Genomic DNA, 24,466 nt, shown 5'->3' with positions numbered 1-24,466 from the left:
AGCAAATCAATGAAACAGTATTTAGATTTATGTCAGCGTATTGTTGACGAAGGTGTGTGGGTTGAGAACAAACGCACAGGTACCAAGTGTTTAACCGTTATTAATGCCGATCTTGAATATGATGTGGCAAATAATAAGTTTCCGCTTATAACAACGCGCAAGAGCTTTTACAAAGCTGCGATAGCGGAGTTACTTGGTTATTTACGTGGTTACGACAGCGCTGCACAGTTTCGTGATATCGGCTGTATGACTTGGAATGCTAACGCAAACGAAAACAAAGCTTGGCTAGAAAACCCACATCGTCGTGGTGAAGATGATATGGGTCGAGTGTATGGTGTGCAAGGCCGCAGTTGGCAACGTCCGGATGGCAGCCACCTTGATCAACTTAAAAAAGTTATCGATAACTTATCAAAAGGGATTGATGATCGCGGTGAAATCGTCACTTTTTATAACCCAGGTGAGTTTGAGTTAGGCTGTTTACGCCCTTGTATGCACACGCACACCTTTTCTTTGTTGGGCGATACTCTATACTTAACATCATACCAACGTAGCTGCGATGTGCCGCTGGGTTTGAACTTTAATCAAATTCAATGTTTTGTGTTACTTGCTTTAGTTGCACAAATCACCGGCCACAAACCGGGTAAGGCGTATCATAAAATAGCGAATGCGCATATTTATGAAAACCAACTTGAGTTGATGCGTGATGTGCAGCTTAAGCGTGAGCCATTCGCGTCGCCAGAATTAAAAATAAACCCAAATATTAAATCACTAGAAGACATTGAAACCTGGGTTACAAAAGACGATTTTGAAGTAGTAGGTTATCAGTGTCACGATGCAATTAAGTATCCGTTTTCAGTTTAAGAACAATAAAATTTAAGGAGAAATCAATGAAAGCAGTGATCCCAGTTGCTGGTCTTGGCACACGTATGTTACCTGCAACAAAAGCAATCCCTAAAGAAATGCTTCCTATTGTTGACCGCCCGTTGATTCAGTACGTTGTGAATGAAGCAATTTCAGCAGGAATTAAAGAAATTGTTTTAGTAACGCATTCAAGTAAAAACTCAATTGAAAACCACTTTGATACCAGTTTTGAGTTAGAAGCAACGCTTGAAAAGCGTGTTAAACGTCAGTTACTCGCAGAAGTACAATCAATCTGCCCGAAAGATGTAACAATTATTCATGTTCGCCAAGGTGAAGCGAAAGGTCTTGGTCATGCGATTAACTGTGCTGCACCTATCATAGGTGATGAACCGTTTGTTGTTATTTTACCGGATGTGATCATCGATGATGTAGCAAGCGACCTTAAAAAAGATAACTTAGCTGAAATGATCCAGCGTTTTGAAACCACCGGCGAGAGCCAAATTATGGTTGAGCCTGTGCCGCAAAACGAAGTAGACAAGTTCGGTGTTGTCGACTTAGGTGATGTAAAAATCAATCAAGGTGAAAGCGCAGCTATTTTAAATATGGTTGAAAAGCCTCCAGTTGATCAAGCACCATCAAATCTTGCTGTTGTGGGTCGCTATGTATTGAGCAAAGATATTTGGCCATTACTTGCAAAAACCCCAGCCGGTGCAGGCGATGAAATCCAATTAACAGATGCCATTGCAATGCTCATGGAAAAAGAGATTGTTGATGCTTACTCAATGAAAGGTAAAAGCCATGACTGCGGTAGCAAAATTGGTTATTTAAAAGCCATAGTTGAGTTTGCACTACGTCGTGATGAATTCAAAGGTGAGCTTACAGACTTCATAAAGTCGCTGGTTAAATAAGCAATTCAAATTACCTAGTTGAAAATTATGTAAAAAAAGTGTCTATATGGCACTTTTTTGTTATTTACATGTTCCTCCCAATTGTCGATTATTACCCAATAAAGGATTTTTCTGATATACCTAAGTCTTAACGCATTGTTAAGATTAAAGATCAGTGAGATGCTTATTTACCCCTGTAGGATAGTTAAACTCAGCTATACTTATAAAAATACCTATGTAAAGACGGATTTTTATTGCTTTAGGTTGTCTAATATGAAAACTTAAGTATTAGGGTGTCATTAAGTTTTTATTGCAGTTAGTTAAGCACTGTACTGAAAATATTATAATAACAAATAATGTGTTAGAGTTTTCTTATGCAATGTCGTAAATCACTTTTATGGTTTTTGTATAGGTAAGTGCTAACAGATAGACTTCTTTAAAAAGAAGCAAATTTTTAATGGTACGTTTAAGAATCCTACTTATGAAATATTGCTCAAAACCTTTGCGTTACAGTATATACCTGTTGGTGTTATTGACTGTGTCTGGTTGCAGTAATAAGGCATTTCCTGATATCTCTTTTAACAAGCTTCCTGTTTTCAATGTTGTTCAGTACCTTAGCGATGTAACGCTAATGCAAAACTCATTTTTGTTGGCGCAAACCCAAAGTGAACCTGTCAGTACAGTGCTAGATCAGGCTGATACTTCTCAAGCACTATCAAGCGACTCTAAAGACTCTGTTAAACCTGAATATGCGTTTGCTCTACAGTTAGCGTCTGTTAATACGGAACAAGGTCTTGCTTATACATTAAAGAAAATGGCTAAACGAGCACCCAGTATTTTTCAAGGAAAGCCGATACTTAATGTTGAAGTCGCTGATGTAAATGAGCATACCTACTATCGACTTAAGTTTGGTGGCTATAAGTATTTGAAAAACGCGAAAGCTGATTGTGAAGCGATTAAACGACAAGGCATTGATTGCTGGGTAAGTAACTACACTGACAACCGAATTTATTTTTAGCGTCAAATATTCACTCTAAAGGTGGCATTTTTATTGCTAAGATTTAAGTCTGTTTTTTAGAATTGACGTCACCATGCATTTTTCTATTTTTTCTAAATATCTACTGATAACCATCAGCTTAACTGCTTTGACAGCATGTATGATGAGCCAAGAGCAAACTCAGCCAGCTTATACTGAGCAGCAAGTACAGCAATTTGCTGCCGAGTGGCAAAACCAACAGCCGAGCATTGAGCGCCTTTCAGCCATGGAAAAAGACCTTGCGTTGTTAATCGAAGTGCTATCAGCTAATAGTGATTTAACTGCGCTGCAATCAGCAGAGCCACAAAATGATGTGATTATTCATCAAAGCGAACAAACGCAAGTACTGAAAGCATCATCAACAGACTCACTTGAGGCGATTATTGCAGCAAACAAAGCCGCTGAAGCGGGTGTGCAATTAGGTTTATATTTAACGCCGAAAAAAGTTAGTTATCAGGTCTTAAAGCTCAAACGTGATTATCCTGCTGTTTTAAATGGCCTTGATTTTCGTTTTAAAACACGAGAGCAAAAAGGCGTAACCTTGTATGGGTTAAGGGCTGGTCCATTTGCAAATTATACTCAGGCTACTGCATTTTGTGAGATAGCCAAAAGAATGGGGCAAACCTGTGTGACGGCACCGTTTATTGGAGAGATGCTTTAAGCATCTTTCCTCTTAAAAATTAGGTAATTAATCTTAAAGTATTTGTTCTAGAGGTCGATAAAGCTTAAGATACAGAAAAATGGCTTAGCCATTTAATTATAAGGACTTAATATGAAATTACCTCTTTCTTTACTTTCTCTTAGTGTTATTTTCGCCTCATCAACTGCCTTTTCTGCTACTGAAACTTTTCGTGCTGAAGTTACAGTTCAAAACACTGTTGTTTTGACCAAAGATAGTGACCTTAATTTTGGGACTGTTCGTGCTGTTGCAGACCCATCTGGAACCGATCGAGCAAGACTTACAGTTAATGCGACTCCAAATGCTAGTCCAATATCAGTAAGTAGCAATAATACCGAAAACGCTTTATTTGCTGTCATTGAAGATGGCGAGCCTGCAGCGTTTACTGTGTCTGAAGCTGTTCCAAATGCTATTTTATCGATTACTGAGCCTACTCAGACTCAATTAGAATTTGAAGATGGACAAGATACTGACCGTCCTGACTTTGAAATTGGTAATTGGTTATTCGTTATTACTAGCGGGCCAAACGCAAATGCGAACTACAATTCTGGTACACCTAACTTACAGGTTGCGCAAGACGGTACTGTGTCATTCAATATTGGCGCAAGCCTAGATACATCAGATCGTACTACCACAAAGCCTTATGCTGATGGTGTTTATGCGGGGACTTTTCAAATCGAAGTCGCTTATTAATTATTTTAGGTAATTTTTATGCGCTTTTTGCTTTTAGCCACTGTGCTATTTTCTGTTTTCTCTTTGCCTCTACAAGCAGCGAGCACAGAGCAACAAGCGCTTGATTTTGGCACTCTTGTTATTTTAGCTAATACAAATACCAGCTCTGTAATTGTCAAAGATGATGGCAGTATCAATACTCAGGGCTCAGTTTATGTACTTGAAAATGGCCACCCTGCAGAATTATTACTTACTGACTTTCCTGCCAGAACCCAACTAACTATGAATCTAGTTGCTCCAGTTGACTTAATACATGATGTAGACGGCAACACGAGTGCTGAGTTTTCTGTGCGCCTTAATGGTTTTCCTAAATATGTGATCACCAATGAGTTTGGTGAGGCAAAAGTATTTATTGGCGGTATTTTAACAACAGATCGTAGCGCTAAAGCATACGCAGATGGTCATTACTCTTCTTCAACTTATTTAGAAATATCAGTCGATTACTAAGGATAGATATGTTCGCAAAACGTCTTTTATGTGGACTCTTTTTTGTTTTATTCAGTCAATACGCAACGGCAAATTTACTTATTTCACCAACTCGAGTTTCATTTGATGAGCGCCAACGTAGCGCAAAAGTCACCGTCATTAATAGCTCAGATGAATATAGAACATATCGCGTGGTATGGAGCGAAAAATTAGCGCTTCCTAGTGGGGGGTATCAAACATTGAGTGAGCCTGTAGCAAGCAGCCTTTCACCAATGACGCGTTTATCCCCAAAGCAAATTCGCTTAGCACCGGGCGAAAGGCAAACGGTTAAAATAGCGATTAGAAAGCCTAAGAATTTGGCTAAAGGGGAGTATCGTTCTCACTTATTGTTTCAAGCATTACCCAATGAAGTGAAAAGCACTAAACCAGGTATTAAAGTGAACATGATAATGAGTTTTAGTATTCCAGTTGTATATCGTGAGCAAGGCGAACAACCGAATGTTAAAATTAGGGACGTTAAGCTGGTTGAAGACTCTATTAATAAAAAACTTAGTCTTTCAGTTAAGTTAACCGAAAGCCAAGGCTTTAGTAGTTATGGGCGGCTCAGTGCGTATGTAACTAATACAGCGGGTAAACAAGAGAAAATCGCTGAAATTGGTAACTTGAGTTTGTACCCTGAAGTCAATGAAACAACAGCTTACCTAGCTCTATTTACCGATAAAAAACTACCGAAGAAAGGGCCTATTGAGATTAAATATGAAGGTGCTGATGAGTATGAAGGTATAGTTTTTGACTCATATTCATTTGCTATTCGACATTAGGGATTAATGCGAAAAATTTATGAATCGCTTATTTGCGTTAGGGCTTATGCTATTAAGTCCTATCAGCTTTGCTAATTCGACTGTGAGTACAGAGGATGTACTAGCTAGACTCAATGCCATAAAGGCTAAGCTAAATGGCGAACAGCTTCATGCTCCACAATCAAAGCATACACCTGCTGTCAACCATTCTGCAGACACATTGGACACCCAGCAGCGAATTGCGACTGGGGAGTTTTTGCTATTTTCAATTTATTTAAATGAAAATTACCTCGGTGAGGTTTTTGCCCTTAAGTCTGATCAAGACATATTGCTGGGGCTTTCAGGGCTAGTTGATATCTTACAATTAGCAATCAATGTCGATTTATCAGCCGAGAGTGCAGAAGGTTGGTTCATCAACACAAATAAAACATTTCAATTAACAGCTCAAAAAGAGCTGATTACAGATAACAAAAAGTGGCAGCTTACTGAGCAACAGATTAGTGTTGACGATGATATTTATATTGAGGCAGCAGTACTTGCTGAGGCTTTAGAATTTAAGCACCGCTCTGACTACGCAAGCTTAGAGCTACATATTGAAACTGACTCTGTTTATCCGGTTATCGCTCAAGCGCAGCGGCATAAAAAACAACTGCAAAGCTATAGTACTCAAAAACAAGCAACCTTACCCTGGAAACCAAGCCCATATCAGGCCTTATCTGTCCCTGTGGCTGACTTACAATTGAATTACACCCAAGATAATGATGGCAGTCAGGCTAGTTACTCATTACTTGGCTCGCAAGATTTTGCATATTTAACGATGGAATACTTTTTATCGGGTCGTGAAAGTGATTTATTGAATAACTCAAGGCTAACTTTCTCCAAGCAAGATGTGAATAATCAATTGTTAGGTCCACTTGCTGCAAGTCTTATTGAAGTAGGTGATGTCACAGCTACGCAAGTTGGCAGCCGTTATAACAACCAATACGGTCGCGGGGTTAAAATTTCGAATTATCAACTAGGGCAAGCTATTGATAATAATCGGGTGAATCTAACTGGTGCAGTACAGCCAGGTTGGGATGTTGAATTATATCGTAATGGCATTTTAATTGATCAGCAACTGAGCTTGACTGATGGTCGCTATGTTTTTGCTGATATTGATTTACTGTTTGGTGAAAACAGCTTTGAGTTAATCTTTTATGGCCCACAAGGACAAGTAGAGCGAAAAACTGAATATTACTACATTGATGGCACGCAGCTTGAGCAAGGGGAAGCTGTTTATGAGCTATCTGTTTCAGAGCAAGGTGAGCAGTTACTTGGCAGCAGTAACTACAGTGCCAACAAGGGCTGGGTTGCTGCAGGGCGGTACCAATATGGTGTGAGTGATAACATTGCCATGTATTCAGGCTTCATGGCGCAAAAACGAGAGCAAGATGAGCTATATCATGTTGCTCTTGGAACGAACCTTAGCTTGTTAGACAGGTTTCTGGTTAATCTGGAATATGAAGAAAACAATCAACAACAAAGAGAATTTGAATTAACAACAAGAACTAAATTGGCTGATCAGTCTTTGCTATTCAGCGCAACGAACCGTACTGATAACCAGAATGGTCGAGATATAACGCTGAAAAGCTATCAGTTTGATATGTCTGGTGAGCTGGTGAAAAATGATTTTGGGCGGCTTAATTATCAGAACAACTTTCTGATTCAACATGCACAAAGTGGTGATTTAAAGCAAATTTATAACCGTTTAAATTACAGCTATGCAAACGTCTCTATAAATAATTTATTGCAGTGGCAAGACTTAAGTGTTGGGCAAGAAAGTGTTGATGGTACGACGCGTTTACAAACACGCCTAGGTAGAGTGTATAGTCGATTTGGGGTTAATTATCGACTCTCTCCGGTTAGTGAAATAGTGAGTTATGAAGCTGAGTTTAGCAGAAGTTTAGGACCAAGCTTACAAACAGAACTAACTTTAAGGGATTCTCTAGATTACGATGTTCAGTCTGCCGAATTAGGATTAACGTGGCAAAATGACAGGATTAACTTAAGCAGTAATGTTAATTACGACAGCAATGATCAATGGCAGATTCGCTTAAATAGTCGATTTAGTTTTGGCTTTGATAGTCAATATAATCAGCCGTTTATGAGTAATCGAACATTGACCAATACTGGTAGTTTGATGGTTAATGTGTTTTTAGATGAAAATGATAATGGCCTTAAAGACTACAATGAAAAGGGCTTGGCGGGTGTTAAAGTAAAAGGCTTACAAAATTATCGCCAAGCTATTACCGATGAACAAGGTATTGCGATTCTTTCAGCTATGCCAGCTAATCGCACAACAGATATAGTGCTAGATCGTGATAGTTTCGCTGACCCTTTTATGATCCCCGCCCACGATGGTTTCTCCATAACACCACGAGCAGGTTTTGTTGAGTACATGGATTACCCAGTAAATAATGCCAGCGAAATAGAAGGTACTGTTTATCAGCAAACAGAGCAAGGGTCTAATGTTCAACCTTATGCCCAAATTACTTTAGTGGATGAACAAGGTAATGATGTAGCTACTACGCAAGCGGCTTATGATGGCTATTACTTGTTTACTGATATTAAACCCGGTAAGTATAAAGCGGTTGTTGATAAGCAATACCAAGAGCAAAAATCACTGACCAGTGCTCAAACACACAAAATACAATTATCGCCTAAAGGTGATGTGCTGGTGGGGGTTGATATTACTTTGCGGCCACTCGAAAAGCGCCAAGGATATATAGCGAGTATTGGCAAGTTTAATTCACTGAAAATATTAAAAGTGTATTACTCATTGGTGAAACAGCGTTTGTTACAGCAAGGGTTACAGAACGCTTTTTATATTTACGATAAAGCAAATGCAAACTACACACTTGCGATTGGCTTTGACCCACAGTCTGCAAACGAGCTTGAGCAGCAATGTGTGCAGCTAATATCACAAGCAATTAAATGTCATGTAACAGAACAGCATGCTCAACACTAGCAAGGAGCAAATTATGGTTTTTACTAATTTTCAAAATCTGAAGAAAGTATGGTTAGTCTTACTGGTTACTCCTATCATTGGTTGCCAAAGCATGTCAGAGCCACAAGTGAGTGAAGAAAACTTAGTAAAAATTAGCCAGCAAGAGCTTATAGAGCTGAGGCAGTCGCATCAACAATTCCAAGCGATGAAGCCAGAGCTTGAGCGCTTGTTGACAATAGAAAGTGAGTTAACCTTACTCACTGAACAACTTACTTTGCTAAATGCGCAGCAAACTGAGCCTGAAAAGACTAAAGAGTCATCTGTAACCACACCTCAGTTTATAGCTGAGCCTACAGCCAAATTTGCACTACAACTTGCTTCTGTAACAGAATTACCTCGACTAACAGCTCGCCTTGCTGAAATTAAAAAACAAGCGCCGGCGCTATTTAATGGCCAGTTTATTGCTAATGTAGAGTCCGTAACAGTGAATGGCAGCACTTTTCATCGTTTGAAAATTGGTGCATATCAACAAAAGCAGCAAGCAGCTAATGATTGTAAAAAGTTAGCATCAGTCGGGGTGGCATGCTTGGTATCACATTATGTACAGAATCCGCTTGATTTATCTCAGCAACAATAATACTTAGGCATAATTATTGCTTTGTACTTACTAAGTTTAGTGAGGATGGCAATTATGCGCCTGTTATTTTATTCAGTTTTTTTAGTGTTGGTGGGTTGTAGCTTAACTGAAGAGCCACAAAAAGCGCCCCCTAGAGAAACCCCAAAATCGCCGATGGCACCTTATACGGTGCATCAATACGTTGCTGATCTAAGTAGTCAGCTGAGCCGTATTCAAGGCCCTTACAAAGGCAATGCACGTATTGCTGTGACCAGTTTCTATATGGCTGATGGCTTAGGTACTGATTTAGCAGAAGATCAGGGCAGTGGCTTGAGTCAGCAAATTCAAGAAAGTTTATTAACGCAATTTACTCAGCTTGGTTTTCATACCATAGAGTATCGATTAGAAAAGACTTTAAATTTGCAGCAATCGGCCGATAGTGTTCTTAGTCGTGATGTAAATACCTTGCGTCAACGTCAGAATATTGACTTTGTTATTACCGGCACACTGACGCGGCAACAACATGCCTACATAGTTAACGCCCGATTGGTAAATACCAAAGATCTGCGAATAGTATCAGCAGCAAGCACCGAGATCCCTATCAATGTGATGTGGGGCGCTGAAAAAGTTCAGCAACGTGATGGCCAGTTGTATCGAAGCGAATATTAAGAGGAACTCATTTAATGAAACGTTTAATTTTAACTTTATGTTTGCCTTTTGGCTTTGGTTGCTCATCAATGTTAACTGGTGATGTAACACAACACGATAATGATCCTCAGTTAGCTGCGCAAAGAGAAGTCGCCGCGCCACATAGTAACGACAGTGTGTTTCAAACCAATCAGGCGGTGATGAATAACAGCACCTTTACAGCAGCACCAACACGTAAGAATATTAATCACTATGTGCGTGGCATCATGCAGGATCTTGTTGAAAACTTGCAATATGTAAGCGATAGCACGCCGGTTGCTGTTTCAAGCTTTATATACCTTGATGCAGATTACAACTCAACGAATTTGCTAGGTAATCAAATTGCCGAAAGTTTCATTCATGAGCTTCACGCATTTGGTGTACCTGTCATTGATTTTAAAACCACTGATTATATGCGTGTCACGCCAACTGGTGACTATGTTTTCAGTCGTGATTATTTAGAGCTAAGCCAAGATCAAAACTTCAATTATGTATTGGCAGGTACTTTGGTTAATCATCAAAGTGGTGTGCTCGTTAATGCCCGAATTGTTGGTTTAGCAAGCAAAGCAGTTGTAGGGTCAGCGCAAGGTTTTATCCCGCAATCAGTGGTTGATGCCCTTGATAGTACCAACCGCAGTGATGGTATTACACTAAAACAAGCAAGTGAGTAAGCTATGAAAGATTTTATCTTAGCATCGTTAACGCTCGCACTATCTGGCTGCCAATTGCTGCCAGAGCAATCAGCAGAGCCGCAAAATACAGCTCAAAATGTACCTGCATCAGCAAGTACTCAAGTCGATTACGTTGCTATGCTACAAGCGCTTGAACAAAATGATATGCAGCAGGATAACGCTAACCATCGTTTATTTGTGCCTTATCAACATCATAAAACCGTTGTTAATTATGTCGAGCAAATGGCCCTTGAGTTAGTGGATACCATGCAACAAGAAAGCGAGTTAGGAATAGCCATAACTAGCTTTGTTGATTTAGATGCGAGCCTAAAAAATAGCTCTCAACTTGGTAATCAACTCTCTGAAACAATGATGCACCAGCTGCAAAAATTTGGCTTTGGCGTTGTTGATTTTAAAGCGATGGATATCATTAGTGTGACCTCACGTGGTGATTTTGTGATGTCTCGAGATGTAGAAGAGTTAGCCGAGCGTCGCATCGCGAGCCATGTACTTACAGGCACGCTGATATACCGCCCAAATGGTGTTGAAGTGAATGCTCGAGTAATTAATTTAAACTCAAAGTTGGTTATTGCCAGCGCACAAAAAGTGATCCCTTATTTTGTCTTAAAGAATGAGTCAATCAAATCAGCAACAGCTCGCGTTAACTAGCCTCATTACTTTGCCAATCGGCTTACTAACAAGTCGATTGGTTTATTCTCTTGATTACCAAAGCCTTAGACCGTTATAATTTTAGCTGCAAGCTTTACCTCAGCTTTTGAGTGGCCTCTTAGTTAAATGGATATAACGGCCCCCTCCTAAGGGGCAGTTACAGGTTCGATTCCTGTAGGGGCTACCAAGTTAGTTCAGCAACCCCCAATTAAATTAACCTGTTACTTTTTCAAGCTCGCCTGTGCGCCATGGTTCAATGATGATTTTGATATGGTCGTTAGGTTTAAATAAGGTATCAAACGCACCTTGTACGCCGTCGATGCCGACTTTACCAGTACGCATTTTTTGCCATGCAATTTTGCCTGACGCAATGTTCTCAAGTGATTGTGCAAACTCTTCTGGCTGGTAGTAATAAGAGAAAATAAGGTCTAACTCTTTCACTGTGGCATAGGCAAAGTTAACGTTGATTGGTGCGGTATGTACACCTGTTACAATGATTTTTGCTTTTGCTGGTGCACGTAAAATGTAGTCGTTCAATAAGCGGCTTACACCGGCACATTCAAAAATAACGACCTTGTTGTTACCCGCAAGTGCTGCGGCTGTAGCAACTTCATCATCATCCATAGGGTTAACATATTCTGTGGCGCCAAATTCAAGGGCAATTTGTTTTTTGCTCTCTTGTGGATCAGAGGCAACGATGTGTTTTACGCCTTGAAGCTTTAACGCGGCAATCGCGGCAAGGCCAATTGGGCCACAACCAACCACAATGGCAACATCATCATTATGCATTTGTGCGCGGTTCACTGCGTGCAGGCCAACAGCAAGTGGTTCTGTAATGGCTGCCGCTTCTGATGGAACAGCATCAGGAATAGGTAATAGCAAGGCTTCATCAACAATAAAGTATTCAGAATAGGCACCATATAGTCCAGGGGTTACACCTACGCCAGCGCCGCCAGCAGAAAGTAAAATAGGCACTGAGGTTACGCGGGTGCCTTTAGCTAATTCGCCTTTAGTATTTGGGCCGTAGCTAACGATTTCTGCCGCGTATTCATGGCCTAATAACACTTCTTGGTCATCGCCTGCATCTTTAGCCATGATGCCAAGGTTTTTATAGATATCGAATACATCGCTGGTGTGGCGGGTTATATGAATATCAGAACCGCAAATACCGCAAGCAAGGCTTTTTACCAGTACTTGGCCGGGTCCAGGAGTAGGGATATCAATTTGTTTTACATGCAGCTTGCCATTTTGCATGGCAACAGAATTCATTTGGCTCATATGTGTGTCCTCAATTCACCTTATTTGTGAATTATTAGACTAAAGTAAAGCGCCTGCCTTAATCTTGACTTTTTACGACAAAAACACAGCTTATTACGACATGTCTGTTTATAAACTGCTCATTGTGGAAGGTTTAAAGTAAAAACCCTCAAAGTGATAAGGGTTTTTACTTTATTAAGGTTTAGCCGAAGTAGGCTGTATTGAGATATAAATGAGTTAATACTCCAGCAAAGTAACCTAGTAAAATGACCGGCGACCATTTTAAGTGGCTATTAAAGGTGTAGATCCCTCGCGCTTGACCCATTAGTGCAACTCCTGCCGCAGAGCCAATGGATAACAGGCTACCACCAATTCCGGCTGTTAGCGTGATAAGCAGCCATTGACCGTGCGACATATCAGGCATCATTTGTAACACTGCAAACATCACTGGAATGTTATCGACTACCGCTGACATTAAACCAAGAATAATGTTCGCACCGGTAGCAGACCAGTTGTTATAAAGTAAGTCAGAAAGCAGCGCTAAGTAGCCGATAAACCCTAAGCCTCCAACACAAATAACGATGCCATAGAAGAACAAGAGCGTGTCCCATTCGGCTCTCGATACACGGCTAAATACATCAAAAGGAACAACATTACCTAAGCGAGATAAGCGCTCTTTGTCACCTTCACGCTCTGCCATGGCGCGTTTTCTGGCAAGAGAGCCGGGGAGTGTCACGCGTAAGAAGTAACCAAAAAATTGTAAATAGCCAAGGCCCATCATCATGCCCACAACCGGCGGTAAACCAAAGGCGGTTTTTAGAACCACGGCGGTGAGTATTGTCAGTAAGAATAAACACAATATGCGAAGCGCACCGCGTTTAAGTTCAATATCTTCATCGGCCGTATCTGGGTGACGGTTATTGATAAATAAAGACATAACAAATGCAGGGATAATATAGCTGACTAAAGCCGGTAGAAATAAAACAAAGAACTCGGTAAAGGCAACAACATCGGCTTGCCAAACCATCAGTGTTGTGATGTCACCAAATGGGCTGAATGCGCCACCGGCATTTGCGGCTATTACAATATTGACGCACGACATAGCAATGAAGCGGTTATCATTTGCTGCTACCTTCATTACCACTGCACATAAAAGTAGGGCGGTAGTTAAGTTATCGGCTACAGGTGAAATACAAAATGCCAGTACACCGCTTATCCAAAATAATTGTTTGTAGCTAAAGCCCCTCGCAACCAGCCAGCTTCTTAGGCCATCAAATAAACGACGCTCTTCTAGGGCGTTGATGTAGGTCATCGCAACGAGCAAAAATAGCATTAACTCCGAAAATTCTAACAAGGCGTGACGAAATGCGTCGGTGCTAAGATCAGATAAGTTTTGTGCACTGTACTGCCAAGCAATAAGGGTCCAAATAATCCCGGCTGCAACCAATACGGGTTTTGATTTGCGTAAGTGAATTTTTTCTTCGAGTATGACGAGCACATAAGCAAAGATAAAAATAATAAGGCATATAATGCCAACAGGGTGGGTGAGTAAATCGATAGTACCAGTTGACGCAGCATGAGCTTGGCCACCGAAACATAGCAAGGAAAGGAGCAATCCTTGTGTTAGTTTTTTCATTGTATATTCCAATTAAATCATCTTAATTTCGTTACGGTTTAAGTAAATGTAGCTGCAGACATTTTAGATTCATTCTTTGCTTTATGTAACAAATTGGTAACTAAGATGTTGGTATTTTGAATATAAATACGGGTGATGGCGAGAGCAGACCAGTTATATAATTTATAATTTAATCAATGTGTTGTGGTTTTAAAATAATAAAGGGCTGCAATTAGCAGCCCCAACTTGAAAATTATGCAAAGTGTTTTTCTAAATCGTCAGAGCCACCAATGTGCTCACCGCCTATGAATACTTGCGGCACTGTCTCACGACCAGAAATCGCTTTTAAACTAGTTAGTGAAGCGTGTTGACCTAATACAATTTCTTCGTACACATAACCTTTTGCGTCTAGTAACGCTTTAGCTTTTGTACAGAACGGGCAATTAGGCTTGGTGATAATGCTCACTGATTCTGGTTTTACCTGTGCTGGGTTAATGTATTCGAGCATGGTATCTGCATCAGATACTTCAAACGGGTCGCCAGGCTTTTGTGGCTCGATAAACATTTTTTCGATAACGCCGTCTTTTACCAGCATAGAATAACGCCAACTGCGCTTACCAAAACCTAAGTCGTTTTTATCGACTAGCATACCCATGCCGTCGGTAAATTCGCCATTACCGTCTGGTAATAGAGTGATATTTTGCGCTTCTTGGTTTTGTGCCCATGCATTCATTACGAAGGTATCGTTTACAGAAATACATACAATGTCATCAACACCGTTTTGTTTAAATACAGCCGCAAGCTCGTTATAACGTGGCAAGTGAGTTGATGAGCATGTTGGTGTAAATGCACCTGGTAATGCAAATAGCACAACTGTTTTACCTTTAAAAATTTCGTCAGTGGTCATTGATTTCCACTGCTCGTCTACACGTGTTGCGAATGTAACGTTTGGTACTTTTTGGCCTTCGATATTGTTTAACATTGTTTTGATTCCTCTTGATTTGTTGAGTGCCATTATGCGATTTAATTTATGATAGCTCCAATCGTTTGTTTGTATTAGTATGATAGGTAAAAGCTATTGGTGGTGTGATATGAATTTAAAAGACTTTGAATACGTAAAAGCGGTTGCACAATACAAGCACTTCAGAAAAGCAGCTGATGCTTGCTATGTCAGCCAACCGACATTAAGCGGGCAAGTTAAAAAGCTTGAACAAGAGCTGGGGGTTGTTATTTTTGACCGTTCAACAAAGCAGGTCACGTTGACTGTGCAAGGTGAACAACTTCTTAAGCAGATCACACTGATCCTAGATCAAACCCAAGTGCTTAAAGAAATAGCCGCCAGCTCACATGACCCACTAAAGGGTAAAATCAATGTCGGTATTATTCCTACCATTGCACCTTATTTACTGCCAACACTCTTAACTTCTATGAAGCAGGCCTTTAGTGAAACCCAGTTTTCATTTATAGAAATGCAAACAGCGCAAACGCTGGTGGCTCTTGATAATGGTGAGATTGATATTGCAATTGTTGCTGATGTGGCTGATTTAGCGCCTTATTATGTGTCACCGCTTTATAAAGAAGACTTCTTAGTTGCAGTTTCTGAGCAACACGCTTTAGCAAGACATACTGAAGTTGCGTTGGCTCAATTACATGAATGTGACTTATTAATGTTAAACGAAGGGCATTGCTTTAAAGAGCAAGCAGAGCAATTTTGTTTTTCAGCTGGGGTTGAAGTCTCGAACCAATATAAAGGTAACAGTATTGAAACCTTACTCGCGTTGGTGGCAATGGATGATGGGATAACCTTTGTTCCTAAGCTTGCATGTACACCACGTGAAGGAGTGAAGTACGTAGCTATAACACCTAATCAGCAACGCCAAGTTGTCATTGCAACTCGTAAACACTACCCACATATAGCAGGCGTTGAGCAATTAGCTAGTTGGCTAAATGCTCATCAAGGCCTACAAGCTCATTTACTCACTAGCAGCTAATTCAACAATATCGTTAATTTGAATGTTAGGCAGTGGTTGCTTATCTATACTCATGGCAACCGCTGATTGCTGATAAAGCTGAGTCACTTTTACCTGATTAAGTGTAGTGATTTTGTGCGGGAGCTTATTACCCTGTGCATCTGTTAGGTAATTATGATGGGCAATATTTAAAATTTGCCCTTGCTCAAGCCCATGCGCCTTACCCAAGTTGATGATTAGCCTGCCGTTTTCTATATGCAGTATTTTACCTTGCGTGGGTAAGCAAGCCATAGCTGCTTGTAAGTCATAGGTTAGGGTTTGGTTTATATCGCTAATAGCTTGGCCATAGTCAGTTGCCCAAAATCGGTCGCTATATACATCGATGATCTCAGTCTTTTTATACGGCCAAATACCTTCTGTTTGGTAGCTTTTTTGCCAGAGCTTTTCGTAAGTGGTGCCATCAAATAAGACGTAATCTACTTTGTATGCACGCTTGAAACTATCATCTTGCCAAAATGCATAATCGTTGTTGATCTTATGGTTAACCGATAAATCACGAATACGGCTCAGTAATACATATTGCGAGTTACTGCGGCTAGTGATCTCTTCAAGTAGTGCATTACTGTAATCGTATTGCTGAGTGAAAAAATGATCTACTCGCAACGGCATATTGTAATAGGCTGTCGGTTTAGCTGCCATTTGCGTATTACTTAAGTTGGCATATAAGTGTTCACTAATGGCTTTGTTTACGTCAAAAATTTGGCCCATACGCGCTTGCTCGCGATTGGCGAGTTGGCTTTGTGTCACGGCAATAAATTTGGTGTATTGGTTTGCAGGGCATTCTTCTGCTTGAGCAAAAATATCGAGGCGAAGAGTTATGGCATAGGTGTCGTTATGGCGGTCTTCGCTGATCAATTCTATTTTCTGGATTTCACCATGGCTGCTTATTTTCAGCTGGTCTTGCGTCAAAACCCCGTCAACTAAGGTCTGTACAGAGCTTACTCGAGCGCCAGAAAACACTAAAGCCTGAGTTATGGCGTCTTTAATTGCGGCAGATTTGGCTTGGCTCGTATCGCTATTTTTTACAACTGCATGGCCTGTAGATTCAAACCACTGAGCTAAGCTATTGTTAGAAAACAAAATTGTAAAGGCTAAGCCAAGGCCTTTTAAGCTGGCTATTGTTTTATTTTTCATGCTGACACCTAGCATTAAAACCAATGAATAACCTAAATGAGCAAGGACTGTACCACAGTGGCATTAAACGTGCATATTTGTAGCCAAAGAGTTTTAAGCGGAAGCAAATTATGCGAGCACTTCTATTCGGTGGGCTGGTTGCCTGCGCAGCATTAACCGGCTGCAGTAGTATTTTTGATAAACATGTAGAATACACTTACATTGAGCCAGATAGCTACCCAGTGTTAAAAGCCGTGGGTTATGCGCCAATTAGTGCTCAACCAGGTAGCAATGAATCGCAGCGTACTCTACTTGCGATTAAAGCCTCAAAGCTTGAAGCTTACCGGGAGCTTGCTGAGCAAGTTTACGGGCAAAGAATTTCCGCAGGCACTACAGTGCAAAATAGCATTGCTCATAATGATCAATTACAAAGCCAAGTACAAGGTGTGATCAAAGGTGCACAGGTTATTAAAACCTATGCAGTAGGGGATACCTACGCAACTGAATTACAGCTTGATATGAAGCGAGTGCACGATTTATACATCGGCGAAGTAAAACCGCGCCAAGTGAAAAAAGTAACATATTATTAGGTGCAACTTAGTCTAGTTGTAACCTATTGGCTTGCCGCATAAGTCCAGCAAATTCTGCAAGCATTAAAAAAGCGCGATAACTTAGTTATCGCGCTTTTTTAATGAAATAGTATTTAGGCTTTCAAATTGTGAACGATTTTCTTATCGCCTTGAATCACGCTGCCACCTTGGTCGTAGGTCATCGATGATGGTGCACCGATTAAAATATCTTTAAGTTGCTTAACACTCAACTGTGCTTGATGGGCCGCGTGAGCGTTTACATCATTTTTCTTCTTGCAGCTTGCTAGGAGAGTATTTACTTGCTTAATGAGTGCACTTACTTCGTCATCTTGCGATTCGTTGTGCGCAACAAGCTTTTGCACTTCTTTATCAATGGTTTGAATTTGTTGGAGCAAAGAGATTTTTTGTTGGGCAATACTCTTTAATCCGTCACCACGCTTTGCAGCAATGGCTGTCAACTCATCATCTAACAGCGCAGCAATAGACTCCAAGCACGAAACTTGTTGTGTTAATTTGCTAGCTATTAAATGATTATGATCAGCCATAGACATCAAACTCGAATGCAGCGATGTTCTTTGCTAGCTTTTCAGCATCAATTTGGTATTTACCTTCACTGATTGCTTTTTTCAGCTCAGCCACTTTATTGCTATCAAAGCCAGATGATTGCTCTGCTTTTTCTTGCAAAGATTTTAGCTGTTTAGCTTGAGGAGTTAAGCTCACAGAATCTGCACTTGCTTTTGGTGCGGCCGATTTTGCAGCGGCTGCATTAGCATTATCTTTTTGTAAATCAAGCTTTTTTTGCTTGGTATTTGTCAACACAGAAGGCTGTTGTTGACCATTATTGACATTGCTTACCATAATTTTGACCTATACATTACCCAACATATGCCTTTATATCGGCGGGCACAGCGGATACTTTAGCATAAATATAAAAAATTAAATATTTACTTGTACAGACTCGACCCCATCCACACGTGCATTTAATACTTTACCTGATTTTTTGTTTTTTACACGTACTAATTCGTCTAACGTGCCATCTTCTAGAGCAATTCCGGTGGTTTTAATTCTTAAGCCGCGTAATGAAGCAAAAATAGTTACGTTATCGCCTTTACACACCATACAAACCTGGCTCATTACAATCGGACTACCATCACGCAAGTTACGCTTACTGCGACTGCCAATAAGTATAGCCTCATCTTGTACGTATCGCGTTCTAACAAATTGCTTTGGCTTCATTTCAATGCGTAAATGTTCTGGGCGAATGACTTCACCACGAGCAAGGTTGGTAGTAACCACAACCACAGGTTCAAGTTTAATAATGCGCACGTGAACGTATTGGGTCCAACTATTTAAGTCTTGGCACTTAAGTTGTACAGTTACCTGCCGATTAAAAGGAGGCTCTGTTGGTAACTCTTTGTTAATTGGTGACTCACATAACCTCTCAGGAATGCGACTATCTAATGGTAAAGCACTAATTTGAGGTGTGGTGTCCAGATCAGGGATCTGCTCGCTAACAAAATCGATGGCGATTTGTTGAAGTTGCTCGGTATTATAAACTTCTGCCCGTAGTTGTGTTGTAAACAACAGGCTAGTAAGAAAATAAAAAACACTGTATCTTCGGCTTTTTTTTAACAAACTCATATTGTTTCGACTATGCTTATGGTTGAAAACAAGGTATAAATATTTTGCGTCAAAAAACAGACGCTTTGTAACCTTATGTAGCTTTAACACAAAGAAGGCAATTATTGTTCCAGCTCTGATTGTTTATCTTTAGGAGATTGAAATGGCAGGCATTTTAGACTCAGTTAACCAGCGTACTCAGTTGGTTGGGCAAAACCGCCTTGAATTACTATTATTCAAACTCAGAGGGCGACAACGCTTTGGTATAAACGTGTTTAAAGTAAGAGAGGTTCTGCAATGTCCACCACTTACTAACATGCCTAAATCAAATGCGTACATTCGCGGTGTTGCGCATATCCGCGGTCAAACTATCTCTGTTATTGATTTATCGATGGCTGTAGGTGGCCCTGCAATTGAAAATATCAAAGACAGTTTTATCATCATTGCTGAGTACAACCGTTCAGTGCAAGGGTTTTTAGTTGGTGGTGTTGAACGCATCGTGAATATGAACTGGGAAAAAATAATGCCGCCGCCTTCGGGAGCCGGACGTTATTCTTACCTAACTGCGGTCACTGAAATTGAAAACGAGTTAGTTGAAATTCTCGATGTAGAAAAAATCTTGAATGAAATTTGCCCGGTTAACACTGAAGTGAGCGCTGAAGTAGTTGGCGAAGGCGAAATTCAGCGTGATTTAGGTGAGCGTATTGTCTTTATTGCTGACGACTCTGCGGTAGCTCGAAATCAAGTCAAGCGTGCACTCGAGCCGCTTGGTGTTCAGACTGAGCTTGCTAAAAACGGTAAAGAAGCATTATTACGCCTACGTGAGATTGCTAAACTTGATTGTCAAAATGATATTACCGAACGCGTTGGCCTCTTAATATCTGATGTAGAAATGCCAGAAATGGACGGTTATACACTAACCGCTGAAATTAAGGCAGACCCAAAATTATCACCTCTGCATGTGATCTTGCATACCTCGTTAAGTGGGGTGTTTAACCAAGCAATGATCGAAAAAGTGGGTGCCGATGATTTTATTGCAAAATTTAACCCAGATGAATTAGCGACAGCTGTGAAAAAGTGGGTTCATTGTGATTAATTATTTATAGGTGGTATTACTTTGGAAAATAAGCACTTACAACAAAGCGAATACGATCAATTCCGCTCTTTTTTAGAGCAGCAATGTGGCATTGTGCTAGGCGATAATAAACTTTATTTAGTTAAAAGCCGCCTTGCGCCACTTATGGCTCGTTTTAATGTTGAGTCTTTATCACAGTTGGTAAGTAAAACACTGAGTCCTCATGAGAGGCAGCTTCGTGCCGCTGTGGTTGATGCGATGACGACCAATGAAACGCTTTGGTTTCGTGACCAATATCCGTTTGAGTTATTGAAAACGAAACTCTTTCCTGAACTTAAAGATGTACGTAGGCCACTAAAAATATGGTCAGCGGCAAGTTCATCAGGACAAGAGCCATACTCTATTGCCATGTCGGTTGCCGAATTCCAGTCAAAAAATCCAGGTGTATTAAAGATGGGTGCGCAAATTATTGGCACTGACATTTCTAATACTATGCTTGATATGTGTAAGAATGCTGAATATGACTCGCTAGCACTTGCTCGTGGCTTGTCGATGGAGCGTCGTCAAAAGTTCTTTAAAGACAGTGGCAATGGAATGGCTCAGGTAGTTGACCCTATCCGCAAAATGGTGAGCTTTAGACACTTAAACTTACTCGATTCATATGCCCTAATGGGCAAGTTTGACATTATATTTTGCCGTAATGTGTTGATTTATTTCTCACCAGAAGTAAAAGCTAAAATCATTTCGCAATTTGCTCAAGCTTTAAACCCGAAAGGTTACCTGTTTTTAGGTGCGTCAGAATCAATGGCGGGCTTAAGTGATAGCTTTGATATGGTTCGTTGTAACCCCGGTATCATCTATCAGAAAAAGTAAACTCTCCTTAGCAACCTAGCTCTTAGGTTGCTAAATTTACCTATTTTTCAGTCTCTTATATAAATTAAATCACTCCTAAATTTTTGGCTTAGCTTTTGCATTAAGCACTACAGAGTCAATTTTTTGGAGATGGTTATGGCTATCAGTTTTGATAAAGCATTTGGTGTTCATCCTCATGCGATGTTGATCCGTTCACAACGCGCTGAGTTATTAGCGACAAATATCGCTAATGCTGATACGCCGGGCTATAAAGCGAAAGATATCGATTTTGCCTCGGCATTAAAAGCGGCAAAAAGCAACCAACAAGGCGGCAATAGCATGGTAAGAACCGATGCTAAACATATTGCCGGGGGCAGTCGTTTTGTTGGCAGTGCAGAAATGTTTCGCTCGCCAAATCAAGCAGATACAGGTGATGGTAACTCGGTTGATATACAAGTGGAACGAAACTTGTATGTACAGAACTCATTAGAGTATCAGGCAAGCCTGCAATTTATGAGTAGTAAAATTAAAGGCCTTAAAAAAGCCCTCGGTAGTCAAGGAGCTTAATCATGAGTTTGTATAATGTTTTTGATATTTCAGCAACCGGTATGAGTGCGCAAAATGTTCGCTTAAATACCACAGCCAGTAATATCTCGAATGCGAATACGATTAGTTCTAGCCAAGATCAGACATACCGAGCGCGCCATCCTGTTTTTGCTGCAGAGCTGACTAAAGCGTCATCATCACAAAGCAATCCTCAGGGCTCTTCTGTTGGCGTTAAAGTATTAGGTGTTGTAGAGAGCGATAAACCTCTTCAAATTGAATATAACCCGAACCACCCAAGTGCGGATGAAAATGGTTATATCTACAAACCTAACGTTAATGTTGTAGAAGAAATGGCAAATATGATTTCAGCCTCTCGCTCTTACCAAACAAATGTGCAAGTTGCTGATGCAGCTAAGCAAATGTTAAGTAAAACACTGTTGCTTGGGCAGCGGTAACCGAGGATAAGTTATGAGTAACGACATCAGCAGTGCGTCATCCACGTATTTAGATAATTTACGTTGGCAAGACAATCAAAATAAAACAGAAGAGAAAGATGATACTTTAACGCAAGAAGACTTCTTCTCACTTTTAACACAACAGTTGTCGTTTCAAGACCCAAGCAAGCCAGCTGATAATGATCAAATGATTGCGCAGATGACGAATTTCACTATGGCTGAGGGTATTTCAAACTTAAATGAGAAGTTTGAATCACTGACTGCATCAATGACATCTAACTCTGCGTTACAGGCTTCAACGCTCGTTGGTAAGCAAGCGTTACTTGAGTCTGACACCATTGATTTTGACGGTGAAAATCTCGCAAAAGGTTCTGTGGTTGCAGAGACTGCTGTTGAATCTTTAACGTTGAGGATCACGGATTCATCGGGTCAGTTAGTACGCACCATGGAACTTGGTTCGCAATCAGCGGGTGCACTTCGTTTTGAGTGGGATGGCAAAGATAACGATGGCAATGTACTTCCAGAAGGTGAGTATGACATCAGTGCTGAAGGCTTTGTCAATGGAGACTACAGCAGTATGCCTATGGCGACCTTTAAGAATATTGAGAGTGTCAATATTAATGGCGCAAGCGGCATTATCGTAAATACAAAAGAGGGTGCGGTTAGGCTAACTGATATAGCTGAAATCGCATAAGTAAAAAAAGGTTTGGGTTAGCTTAGGCTAAGAGATAGGTTAGAGGTGAGTTATGAGCTTCAATATTGCATTAACAGGCTTAGCAGCCGCGCAAAAAGATTTAGACGTTACAGCAAATAATATTGCTAACGTTAATACTACGGGCTTTAAAGAGTCTCGTGCAGAGTTCGCTGATGTATACGCATCATCAGTATTTAGTTCTGGTAAAACAAAAAATGGTGACGGTGTAAGAACGACAATGGTGGCACAGCAATTCCACCAAGGTTCGTTATCTTTCACAAATAACTCTCTTGACTTAGCGATCACTGGTGAAGGTTATTTCGCAATGGCGAATGACCTAGGTGCGCAAGACTTCACATATACTCGTGCAGGTGCGTTTAAATTAAACCAGGATAACTTCATTGTTGATGCAAGCGGTAACTACTTACAAGGTTTCCCTGTTGATGAAGCAACCGGTGATACCACTTCTGTAAGCTTAAGTACATCTTCGGCGTTACAAATTCCTGATGCCTCAGGTTCACCGCGTGCAACCACGAATGTTTATTCATCATTTAACCTAGATTCACGTGCCTCTGCGCCAACAGTGACACCGTTTGATCCTGAATCAAGTGCTACATATAATAGTTCAACATCAACAACTGTGTATGATTCATTAGGTGAGCCACATATTTTACAGTTCTTCTTCGTTAAAACTGATGCAGCTGTGACAGGTAATGACAATGAGTGGCAAGTATACGCCACACTGGATGAAAAACCATTTGATGCAAGTGGTGTAGAGCAAACAACAACGCCTTATACACCACTAACTACATTCCAATTTGATTCAAGTGGTTTACCACTTAACACGGATGGTGTTGCTAATACTGATGCATCATTTAACCCATTAACTTTACCAAATGGCGCAGGCGCTGCGACAGGTTTATCTGACTTACTATCTAATGGTGCTAGTTTCCCTGATGATGTAACGATGAACTGGCGTGATGAAGCGGCAACAGCGAACAAAGTACCTACTCAATATGCTAGTAACTTTGAAGTAAAAGCACTTGAACAAGATGGTGCGACTGTAGGTCGTCTATCAGGTATCGATATCGGTTCTGACGGTAAAATTGTTGCTTCATACAGTAATGGTGACACTTCATTCTTAGGTCAAGTTGCCATGGTACGCTTTTCGAACTCACAGGGGTTACAACAAGTGGGTGATACTTCTTGGAAGAAGAGTTTAACGTCAGGTGAGCCTATTGCTGGCGAACCAGGTTCAGGTACCTTGGGTTCAATTAACTCATCTGCGCTTGAACAATCAAACGTAAACCTAACTAACGAACTTGTTGACTTGATTAGTGCGCAGCGTAACTTCCAAGCAAATTCACGTGCGCTTGAGGTTAACTCAACACTACAGCAAAACATCCTACAGATCCGTTAATTTTAACGGTTCTAAGCTTAATCCGACACGAAGGCTGCTCCCTCTATTGGCAGCCTTTTTTCATTCTAATTATTCATTTTCCTCTTCTATTTTAGCGTCAATTTTACTTTGGCACTTTTATTGCATTTCTTAGTTATCGTATTTTTAGT

At 40.5% G+C, this 24,466-nt stretch carries 27 protein-coding genes and 1 tRNA gene; 21 read left to right on the top strand and 7 right to left on the bottom strand.

Annotated features, from left to right (window positions below; genetic code table 11):
• Positions 1–9: 9 nt before the first annotated feature.
• The 13 genes from MTF66_RS19015 to MTF66_RS18955 all read left to right on the top strand — a co-directional run bounded on the left by MTF66_RS19015 (position 10) and on the right by MTF66_RS18955 (position 11,237).
• On the top strand, positions 10–861 hold the full coding sequence (locus MTF66_RS19015) for a thymidylate synthase (protein ID WP_054562236.1): 852 nt from the start codon (positions 10–12) through the stop codon (positions 859–861).
• Positions 862–887: 26 nt separating this feature from the next.
• Positions 888–1,769, top strand: coding sequence for a UTP--glucose-1-phosphate uridylyltransferase GalU (gene galU, locus MTF66_RS19010; RefSeq protein ID WP_248527953.1), 882 nt, complete (start codon positions 888–890; stop codon positions 1,767–1,769).
• A gap of 460 nt (positions 1,770–2,229) precedes the next feature.
• Entirely contained in the window at positions 2,230–2,766 is a 537-nt protein-coding gene (locus tag MTF66_RS19005; protein WP_248527951.1) for an SPOR domain-containing protein, read from the top strand.
• Positions 2,767–2,839: 73 nt separating this feature from the next.
• Positions 2,840–3,445 carry an SPOR domain-containing protein gene (locus MTF66_RS19000; RefSeq protein WP_248527948.1) on the top strand — a complete coding sequence of 202 codons (606 nt, stop codon included), beginning with the start codon at positions 2,840–2,842 and terminating at the stop codon, positions 3,443–3,445.
• 111 nt (positions 3,446–3,556) lie between these two features.
• Positions 3,557–4,156, top strand: coding sequence for a DUF4402 domain-containing protein (locus tag MTF66_RS18995; protein WP_248527945.1), 600 nt, complete (start codon positions 3,557–3,559; stop codon positions 4,154–4,156).
• Between the two features lie 18 nt (positions 4,157–4,174).
• The gene (locus tag MTF66_RS18990; protein WP_062566766.1) at positions 4,175–4,642 is read left to right on the top strand and encodes a DUF4402 domain-containing protein; all 468 of its coding nucleotides are present in this window, start codon (positions 4,175–4,177) and stop codon (positions 4,640–4,642) included.
• A gap of 8 nt (positions 4,643–4,650) precedes the next feature.
• Positions 4,651–5,442: a molecular chaperone gene (locus MTF66_RS18985; RefSeq protein WP_248527942.1), complete on the top strand. Its 792-nt coding sequence runs from the start codon at positions 4,651–4,653 to the stop codon at positions 5,440–5,442.
• Positions 5,443–5,461: 19 nt separating this feature from the next.
• Positions 5,462–8,428: an MSCRAMM family adhesin SdrC gene (locus MTF66_RS18980; RefSeq protein ID WP_248527939.1), complete on the top strand. Its 2,967-nt coding sequence runs from the start codon at positions 5,462–5,464 to the stop codon at positions 8,426–8,428.
• A 13-nt stretch (positions 8,429–8,441) separates the two neighbouring features.
• A complete protein-coding gene (locus tag MTF66_RS18975; RefSeq protein WP_248527937.1) occupies positions 8,442–9,044 on the top strand; it encodes an SPOR domain-containing protein in 603 nt (200 codons plus the stop codon).
• A 54-nt stretch (positions 9,045–9,098) separates the two neighbouring features.
• Positions 9,099–9,692: a FlgO family outer membrane protein gene (locus MTF66_RS18970; protein ID WP_058586442.1), complete on the top strand. Its 594-nt coding sequence runs from the start codon at positions 9,099–9,101 to the stop codon at positions 9,690–9,692.
• A gap of 14 nt (positions 9,693–9,706) precedes the next feature.
• Positions 9,707–10,381: a FlgO family outer membrane protein gene (locus MTF66_RS18965; protein ID WP_058586441.1), complete on the top strand. Its 675-nt coding sequence runs from the start codon at positions 9,707–9,709 to the stop codon at positions 10,379–10,381.
• A 3-nt stretch (positions 10,382–10,384) separates the two neighbouring features.
• Positions 10,385–11,050, top strand: coding sequence for a FlgO family outer membrane protein (locus tag MTF66_RS18960; protein ID WP_058586440.1), 666 nt, complete (start codon positions 10,385–10,387; stop codon positions 11,048–11,050).
• Between the two features lie 112 nt (positions 11,051–11,162).
• A tRNA-Arg gene (locus MTF66_RS18955) sits at positions 11,163–11,237 on the top strand.
• Between the two features lie 26 nt (positions 11,238–11,263).
• Here the strand turns inward: MTF66_RS18955 and MTF66_RS18950 are convergent.
• The 3 genes from MTF66_RS18950 to MTF66_RS18940 form a co-directional block, all read right to left on the bottom strand.
• Positions 11,264–12,328, bottom strand: a complete 1,065-nt coding sequence (locus MTF66_RS18950; protein WP_248527934.1) for a zinc-binding dehydrogenase — start codon at positions 12,326–12,328, stop codon at positions 11,264–11,266.
• 181 nt (positions 12,329–12,509) lie between these two features.
• Positions 12,510–13,943 carry a sodium:proton antiporter NhaD gene (gene nhaD, locus MTF66_RS18945; RefSeq protein ID WP_082665671.1) on the bottom strand — a complete coding sequence of 478 codons (1,434 nt, stop codon included), beginning with the start codon at positions 13,941–13,943 and terminating at the stop codon, positions 12,510–12,512.
• Positions 13,944–14,175: 232 nt separating this feature from the next.
• Positions 14,176–14,904 carry a glutathione peroxidase gene (locus MTF66_RS18940; protein ID WP_058586429.1) on the bottom strand — a complete coding sequence of 243 codons (729 nt, stop codon included), beginning with the start codon at positions 14,902–14,904 and terminating at the stop codon, positions 14,176–14,178.
• A gap of 109 nt (positions 14,905–15,013) precedes the next feature.
• Here MTF66_RS18940 and MTF66_RS18935 point away from each other — a divergent pair, with 109 nt between their 5' ends.
• Positions 15,014–15,913, top strand: coding sequence for a LysR substrate-binding domain-containing protein (locus MTF66_RS18935; RefSeq protein ID WP_248527932.1), 900 nt, complete (start codon positions 15,014–15,016; stop codon positions 15,911–15,913).
• Here the strand turns inward: MTF66_RS18935 and MTF66_RS18930 are convergent.
• Positions 15,896–17,086 (bottom strand): flagellar assembly protein FlgT, encoded by a 1,191-nt coding sequence (locus MTF66_RS18930; RefSeq protein WP_248527929.1) that lies wholly within the window; start codon positions 17,084–17,086, stop codon positions 15,896–15,898. The genes MTF66_RS18935 and MTF66_RS18930 overlap by 18 nt on opposite strands.
• A 110-nt stretch (positions 17,087–17,196) precedes the next feature.
• On the opposite strand from MTF66_RS18930, the gene MTF66_RS18925 reads away from it, so the two are divergent.
• A complete protein-coding gene (locus MTF66_RS18925; protein WP_054562225.1) occupies positions 17,197–17,655 on the top strand; it encodes an LPP20 family lipoprotein in 459 nt (152 codons plus the stop codon).
• A gap of 113 nt (positions 17,656–17,768) precedes the next feature.
• Here MTF66_RS18925 and flgN read toward each other — a convergent pair whose 3' ends face one another.
• The 3 genes from flgN to flgA all read right to left on the bottom strand — a co-directional run bounded on the left by flgN (position 17,769) and on the right by flgA (position 19,296).
• Entirely contained in the window at positions 17,769–18,200 is a 432-nt protein-coding gene (flgN, locus tag MTF66_RS18920; RefSeq protein WP_054562224.1) for a flagellar protein FlgN, read from the bottom strand.
• Positions 18,193–18,513 carry a flagellar biosynthesis anti-sigma factor FlgM gene (gene flgM, locus MTF66_RS18915; protein ID WP_054553314.1) on the bottom strand — a complete coding sequence of 107 codons (321 nt, stop codon included), beginning with the start codon at positions 18,511–18,513 and terminating at the stop codon, positions 18,193–18,195. Before flgM ends, flgN begins: the two co-directional genes overlap by 8 nt.
• Before the next feature lie 78 nt (positions 18,514–18,591).
• The gene (gene flgA, locus MTF66_RS18910) at positions 18,592–19,296 is read right to left on the bottom strand and encodes a flagellar basal body P-ring formation chaperone FlgA (RefSeq protein ID WP_248527928.1); all 705 of its coding nucleotides are present in this window, start codon (positions 19,294–19,296) and stop codon (positions 18,592–18,594) included.
• Positions 19,297–19,438: 142 nt separating this feature from the next.
• Here flgA and MTF66_RS18905 point away from each other — a divergent pair, with 142 nt between their 5' ends.
• The 6 genes from MTF66_RS18905 (at position 19,439) to flgE (ending at position 24,317) form a co-directional block, all read left to right on the top strand.
• The gene (locus MTF66_RS18905) at positions 19,439–20,371 is read left to right on the top strand and encodes a chemotaxis protein (RefSeq protein WP_058586424.1); all 933 of its coding nucleotides are present in this window, start codon (positions 19,439–19,441) and stop codon (positions 20,369–20,371) included.
• 21 nt (positions 20,372–20,392) lie between these two features.
• The gene (locus MTF66_RS18900) at positions 20,393–21,223 is read left to right on the top strand and encodes a protein-glutamate O-methyltransferase CheR (RefSeq protein WP_054562221.1); all 831 of its coding nucleotides are present in this window, start codon (positions 20,393–20,395) and stop codon (positions 21,221–21,223) included.
• A 135-nt stretch (positions 21,224–21,358) separates the two neighbouring features.
• Positions 21,359–21,769: a flagellar basal body rod protein FlgB gene (flgB, locus tag MTF66_RS18895; RefSeq protein ID WP_248527925.1), complete on the top strand. Its 411-nt coding sequence runs from the start codon at positions 21,359–21,361 to the stop codon at positions 21,767–21,769.
• A gap of 2 nt (positions 21,770–21,771) precedes the next feature.
• Positions 21,772–22,203 (top strand): flagellar basal body rod protein FlgC, encoded by a 432-nt coding sequence (gene flgC / locus MTF66_RS18890; protein WP_058586423.1) that lies wholly within the window; start codon positions 21,772–21,774, stop codon positions 22,201–22,203.
• 13 nt (positions 22,204–22,216) lie between these two features.
• On the top strand, positions 22,217–22,897 hold the full coding sequence (locus tag MTF66_RS18885; RefSeq protein ID WP_058586422.1) for a flagellar hook assembly protein FlgD: 681 nt from the start codon (positions 22,217–22,219) through the stop codon (positions 22,895–22,897).
• A gap of 52 nt (positions 22,898–22,949) precedes the next feature.
• The gene (gene flgE, locus MTF66_RS18880) at positions 22,950–24,317 is read left to right on the top strand and encodes a flagellar hook protein FlgE (protein WP_058586421.1); all 1,368 of its coding nucleotides are present in this window, start codon (positions 22,950–22,952) and stop codon (positions 24,315–24,317) included.
• The last annotated feature ends 149 nt before the right edge of the window (positions 24,318–24,466 follow it).

It is taken from the genome of Pseudoalteromonas sp. 2CM39R, from assembly GCF_023161845.1.
Note: the sequence above shows the minus strand (reverse complement) of the source record. Positions and strands in the feature narration are given on the sequence as shown.

Coding starts and splice junctions, on each gene's coding strand:
- MTF66_RS19015 (WP_054562236.1), top strand. CDS start 10: ATGAAACAGTATTTAGATTTATGTCAGCGTATTGTTGACGAAGGTGTG.
- galU (WP_248527953.1), top strand. CDS start 888: ATGAAAGCAGTGATCCCAGTTGCTGGTCTTGGCACACGTATGTTACCT.
- MTF66_RS19005 (WP_248527951.1), top strand. CDS start 2,230: ATGAAATATTGCTCAAAACCTTTGCGTTACAGTATATACCTGTTGGTG.
- MTF66_RS19000 (WP_248527948.1), top strand. CDS start 2,840: ATGCATTTTTCTATTTTTTCTAAATATCTACTGATAACCATCAGCTTA.
- MTF66_RS18995 (WP_248527945.1), top strand. CDS start 3,557: ATGAAATTACCTCTTTCTTTACTTTCTCTTAGTGTTATTTTCGCCTCA.
- MTF66_RS18990 (WP_062566766.1), top strand. CDS start 4,175: ATGCGCTTTTTGCTTTTAGCCACTGTGCTATTTTCTGTTTTCTCTTTG.
- MTF66_RS18985 (WP_248527942.1), top strand. CDS start 4,651: ATGTTCGCAAAACGTCTTTTATGTGGACTCTTTTTTGTTTTATTCAGT.
- MTF66_RS18980 (WP_248527939.1), top strand. CDS start 5,462: ATGAATCGCTTATTTGCGTTAGGGCTTATGCTATTAAGTCCTATCAGC.
- MTF66_RS18975 (WP_248527937.1), top strand. CDS start 8,442: ATGGTTTTTACTAATTTTCAAAATCTGAAGAAAGTATGGTTAGTCTTA.
- MTF66_RS18970 (WP_058586442.1), top strand. CDS start 9,099: ATGCGCCTGTTATTTTATTCAGTTTTTTTAGTGTTGGTGGGTTGTAGC.
- MTF66_RS18965 (WP_058586441.1), top strand. CDS start 9,707: ATGAAACGTTTAATTTTAACTTTATGTTTGCCTTTTGGCTTTGGTTGC.
- MTF66_RS18960 (WP_058586440.1), top strand. CDS start 10,385: ATGAAAGATTTTATCTTAGCATCGTTAACGCTCGCACTATCTGGCTGC.
- MTF66_RS18950 (WP_248527934.1), bottom strand. CDS start 12,328: ATGAGCCAAATGAATTCTGTTGCCATGCAAAATGGCAAGCTGCATGTA.
- nhaD (WP_082665671.1), bottom strand. CDS start 13,943: ATGAAAAAACTAACACAAGGATTGCTCCTTTCCTTGCTATGTTTCGGT.
- MTF66_RS18940 (WP_058586429.1), bottom strand. CDS start 14,904: ATGTTAAACAATATCGAAGGCCAAAAAGTACCAAACGTTACATTCGCA.
- MTF66_RS18935 (WP_248527932.1), top strand. CDS start 15,014: ATGAATTTAAAAGACTTTGAATACGTAAAAGCGGTTGCACAATACAAG.
- MTF66_RS18930 (WP_248527929.1), bottom strand. CDS start 17,086: ATGAAAAATAAAACAATAGCCAGCTTAAAAGGCCTTGGCTTAGCCTTT.
- MTF66_RS18925 (WP_054562225.1), top strand. CDS start 17,197: ATGCGAGCACTTCTATTCGGTGGGCTGGTTGCCTGCGCAGCATTAACC.
- flgN (WP_054562224.1), bottom strand. CDS start 18,200: ATGGCTGATCATAATCATTTAATAGCTAGCAAATTAACACAACAAGTT.
- flgM (WP_054553314.1), bottom strand. CDS start 18,513: ATGGTAAGCAATGTCAATAATGGTCAACAACAGCCTTCTGTGTTGACA.
- flgA (WP_248527928.1), bottom strand. CDS start 19,296: ATGAGTTTGTTAAAAAAAAGCCGAAGATACAGTGTTTTTTATTTTCTT.
- MTF66_RS18905 (WP_058586424.1), top strand. CDS start 19,439: ATGGCAGGCATTTTAGACTCAGTTAACCAGCGTACTCAGTTGGTTGGG.
- flgB (WP_248527925.1), top strand. CDS start 21,359: ATGGCTATCAGTTTTGATAAAGCATTTGGTGTTCATCCTCATGCGATG.
- flgC (WP_058586423.1), top strand. CDS start 21,772: ATGAGTTTGTATAATGTTTTTGATATTTCAGCAACCGGTATGAGTGCG.
- MTF66_RS18885 (WP_058586422.1), top strand. CDS start 22,217: ATGAGTAACGACATCAGCAGTGCGTCATCCACGTATTTAGATAATTTA.
- flgE (WP_058586421.1), top strand. CDS start 22,950: ATGAGCTTCAATATTGCATTAACAGGCTTAGCAGCCGCGCAAAAAGAT.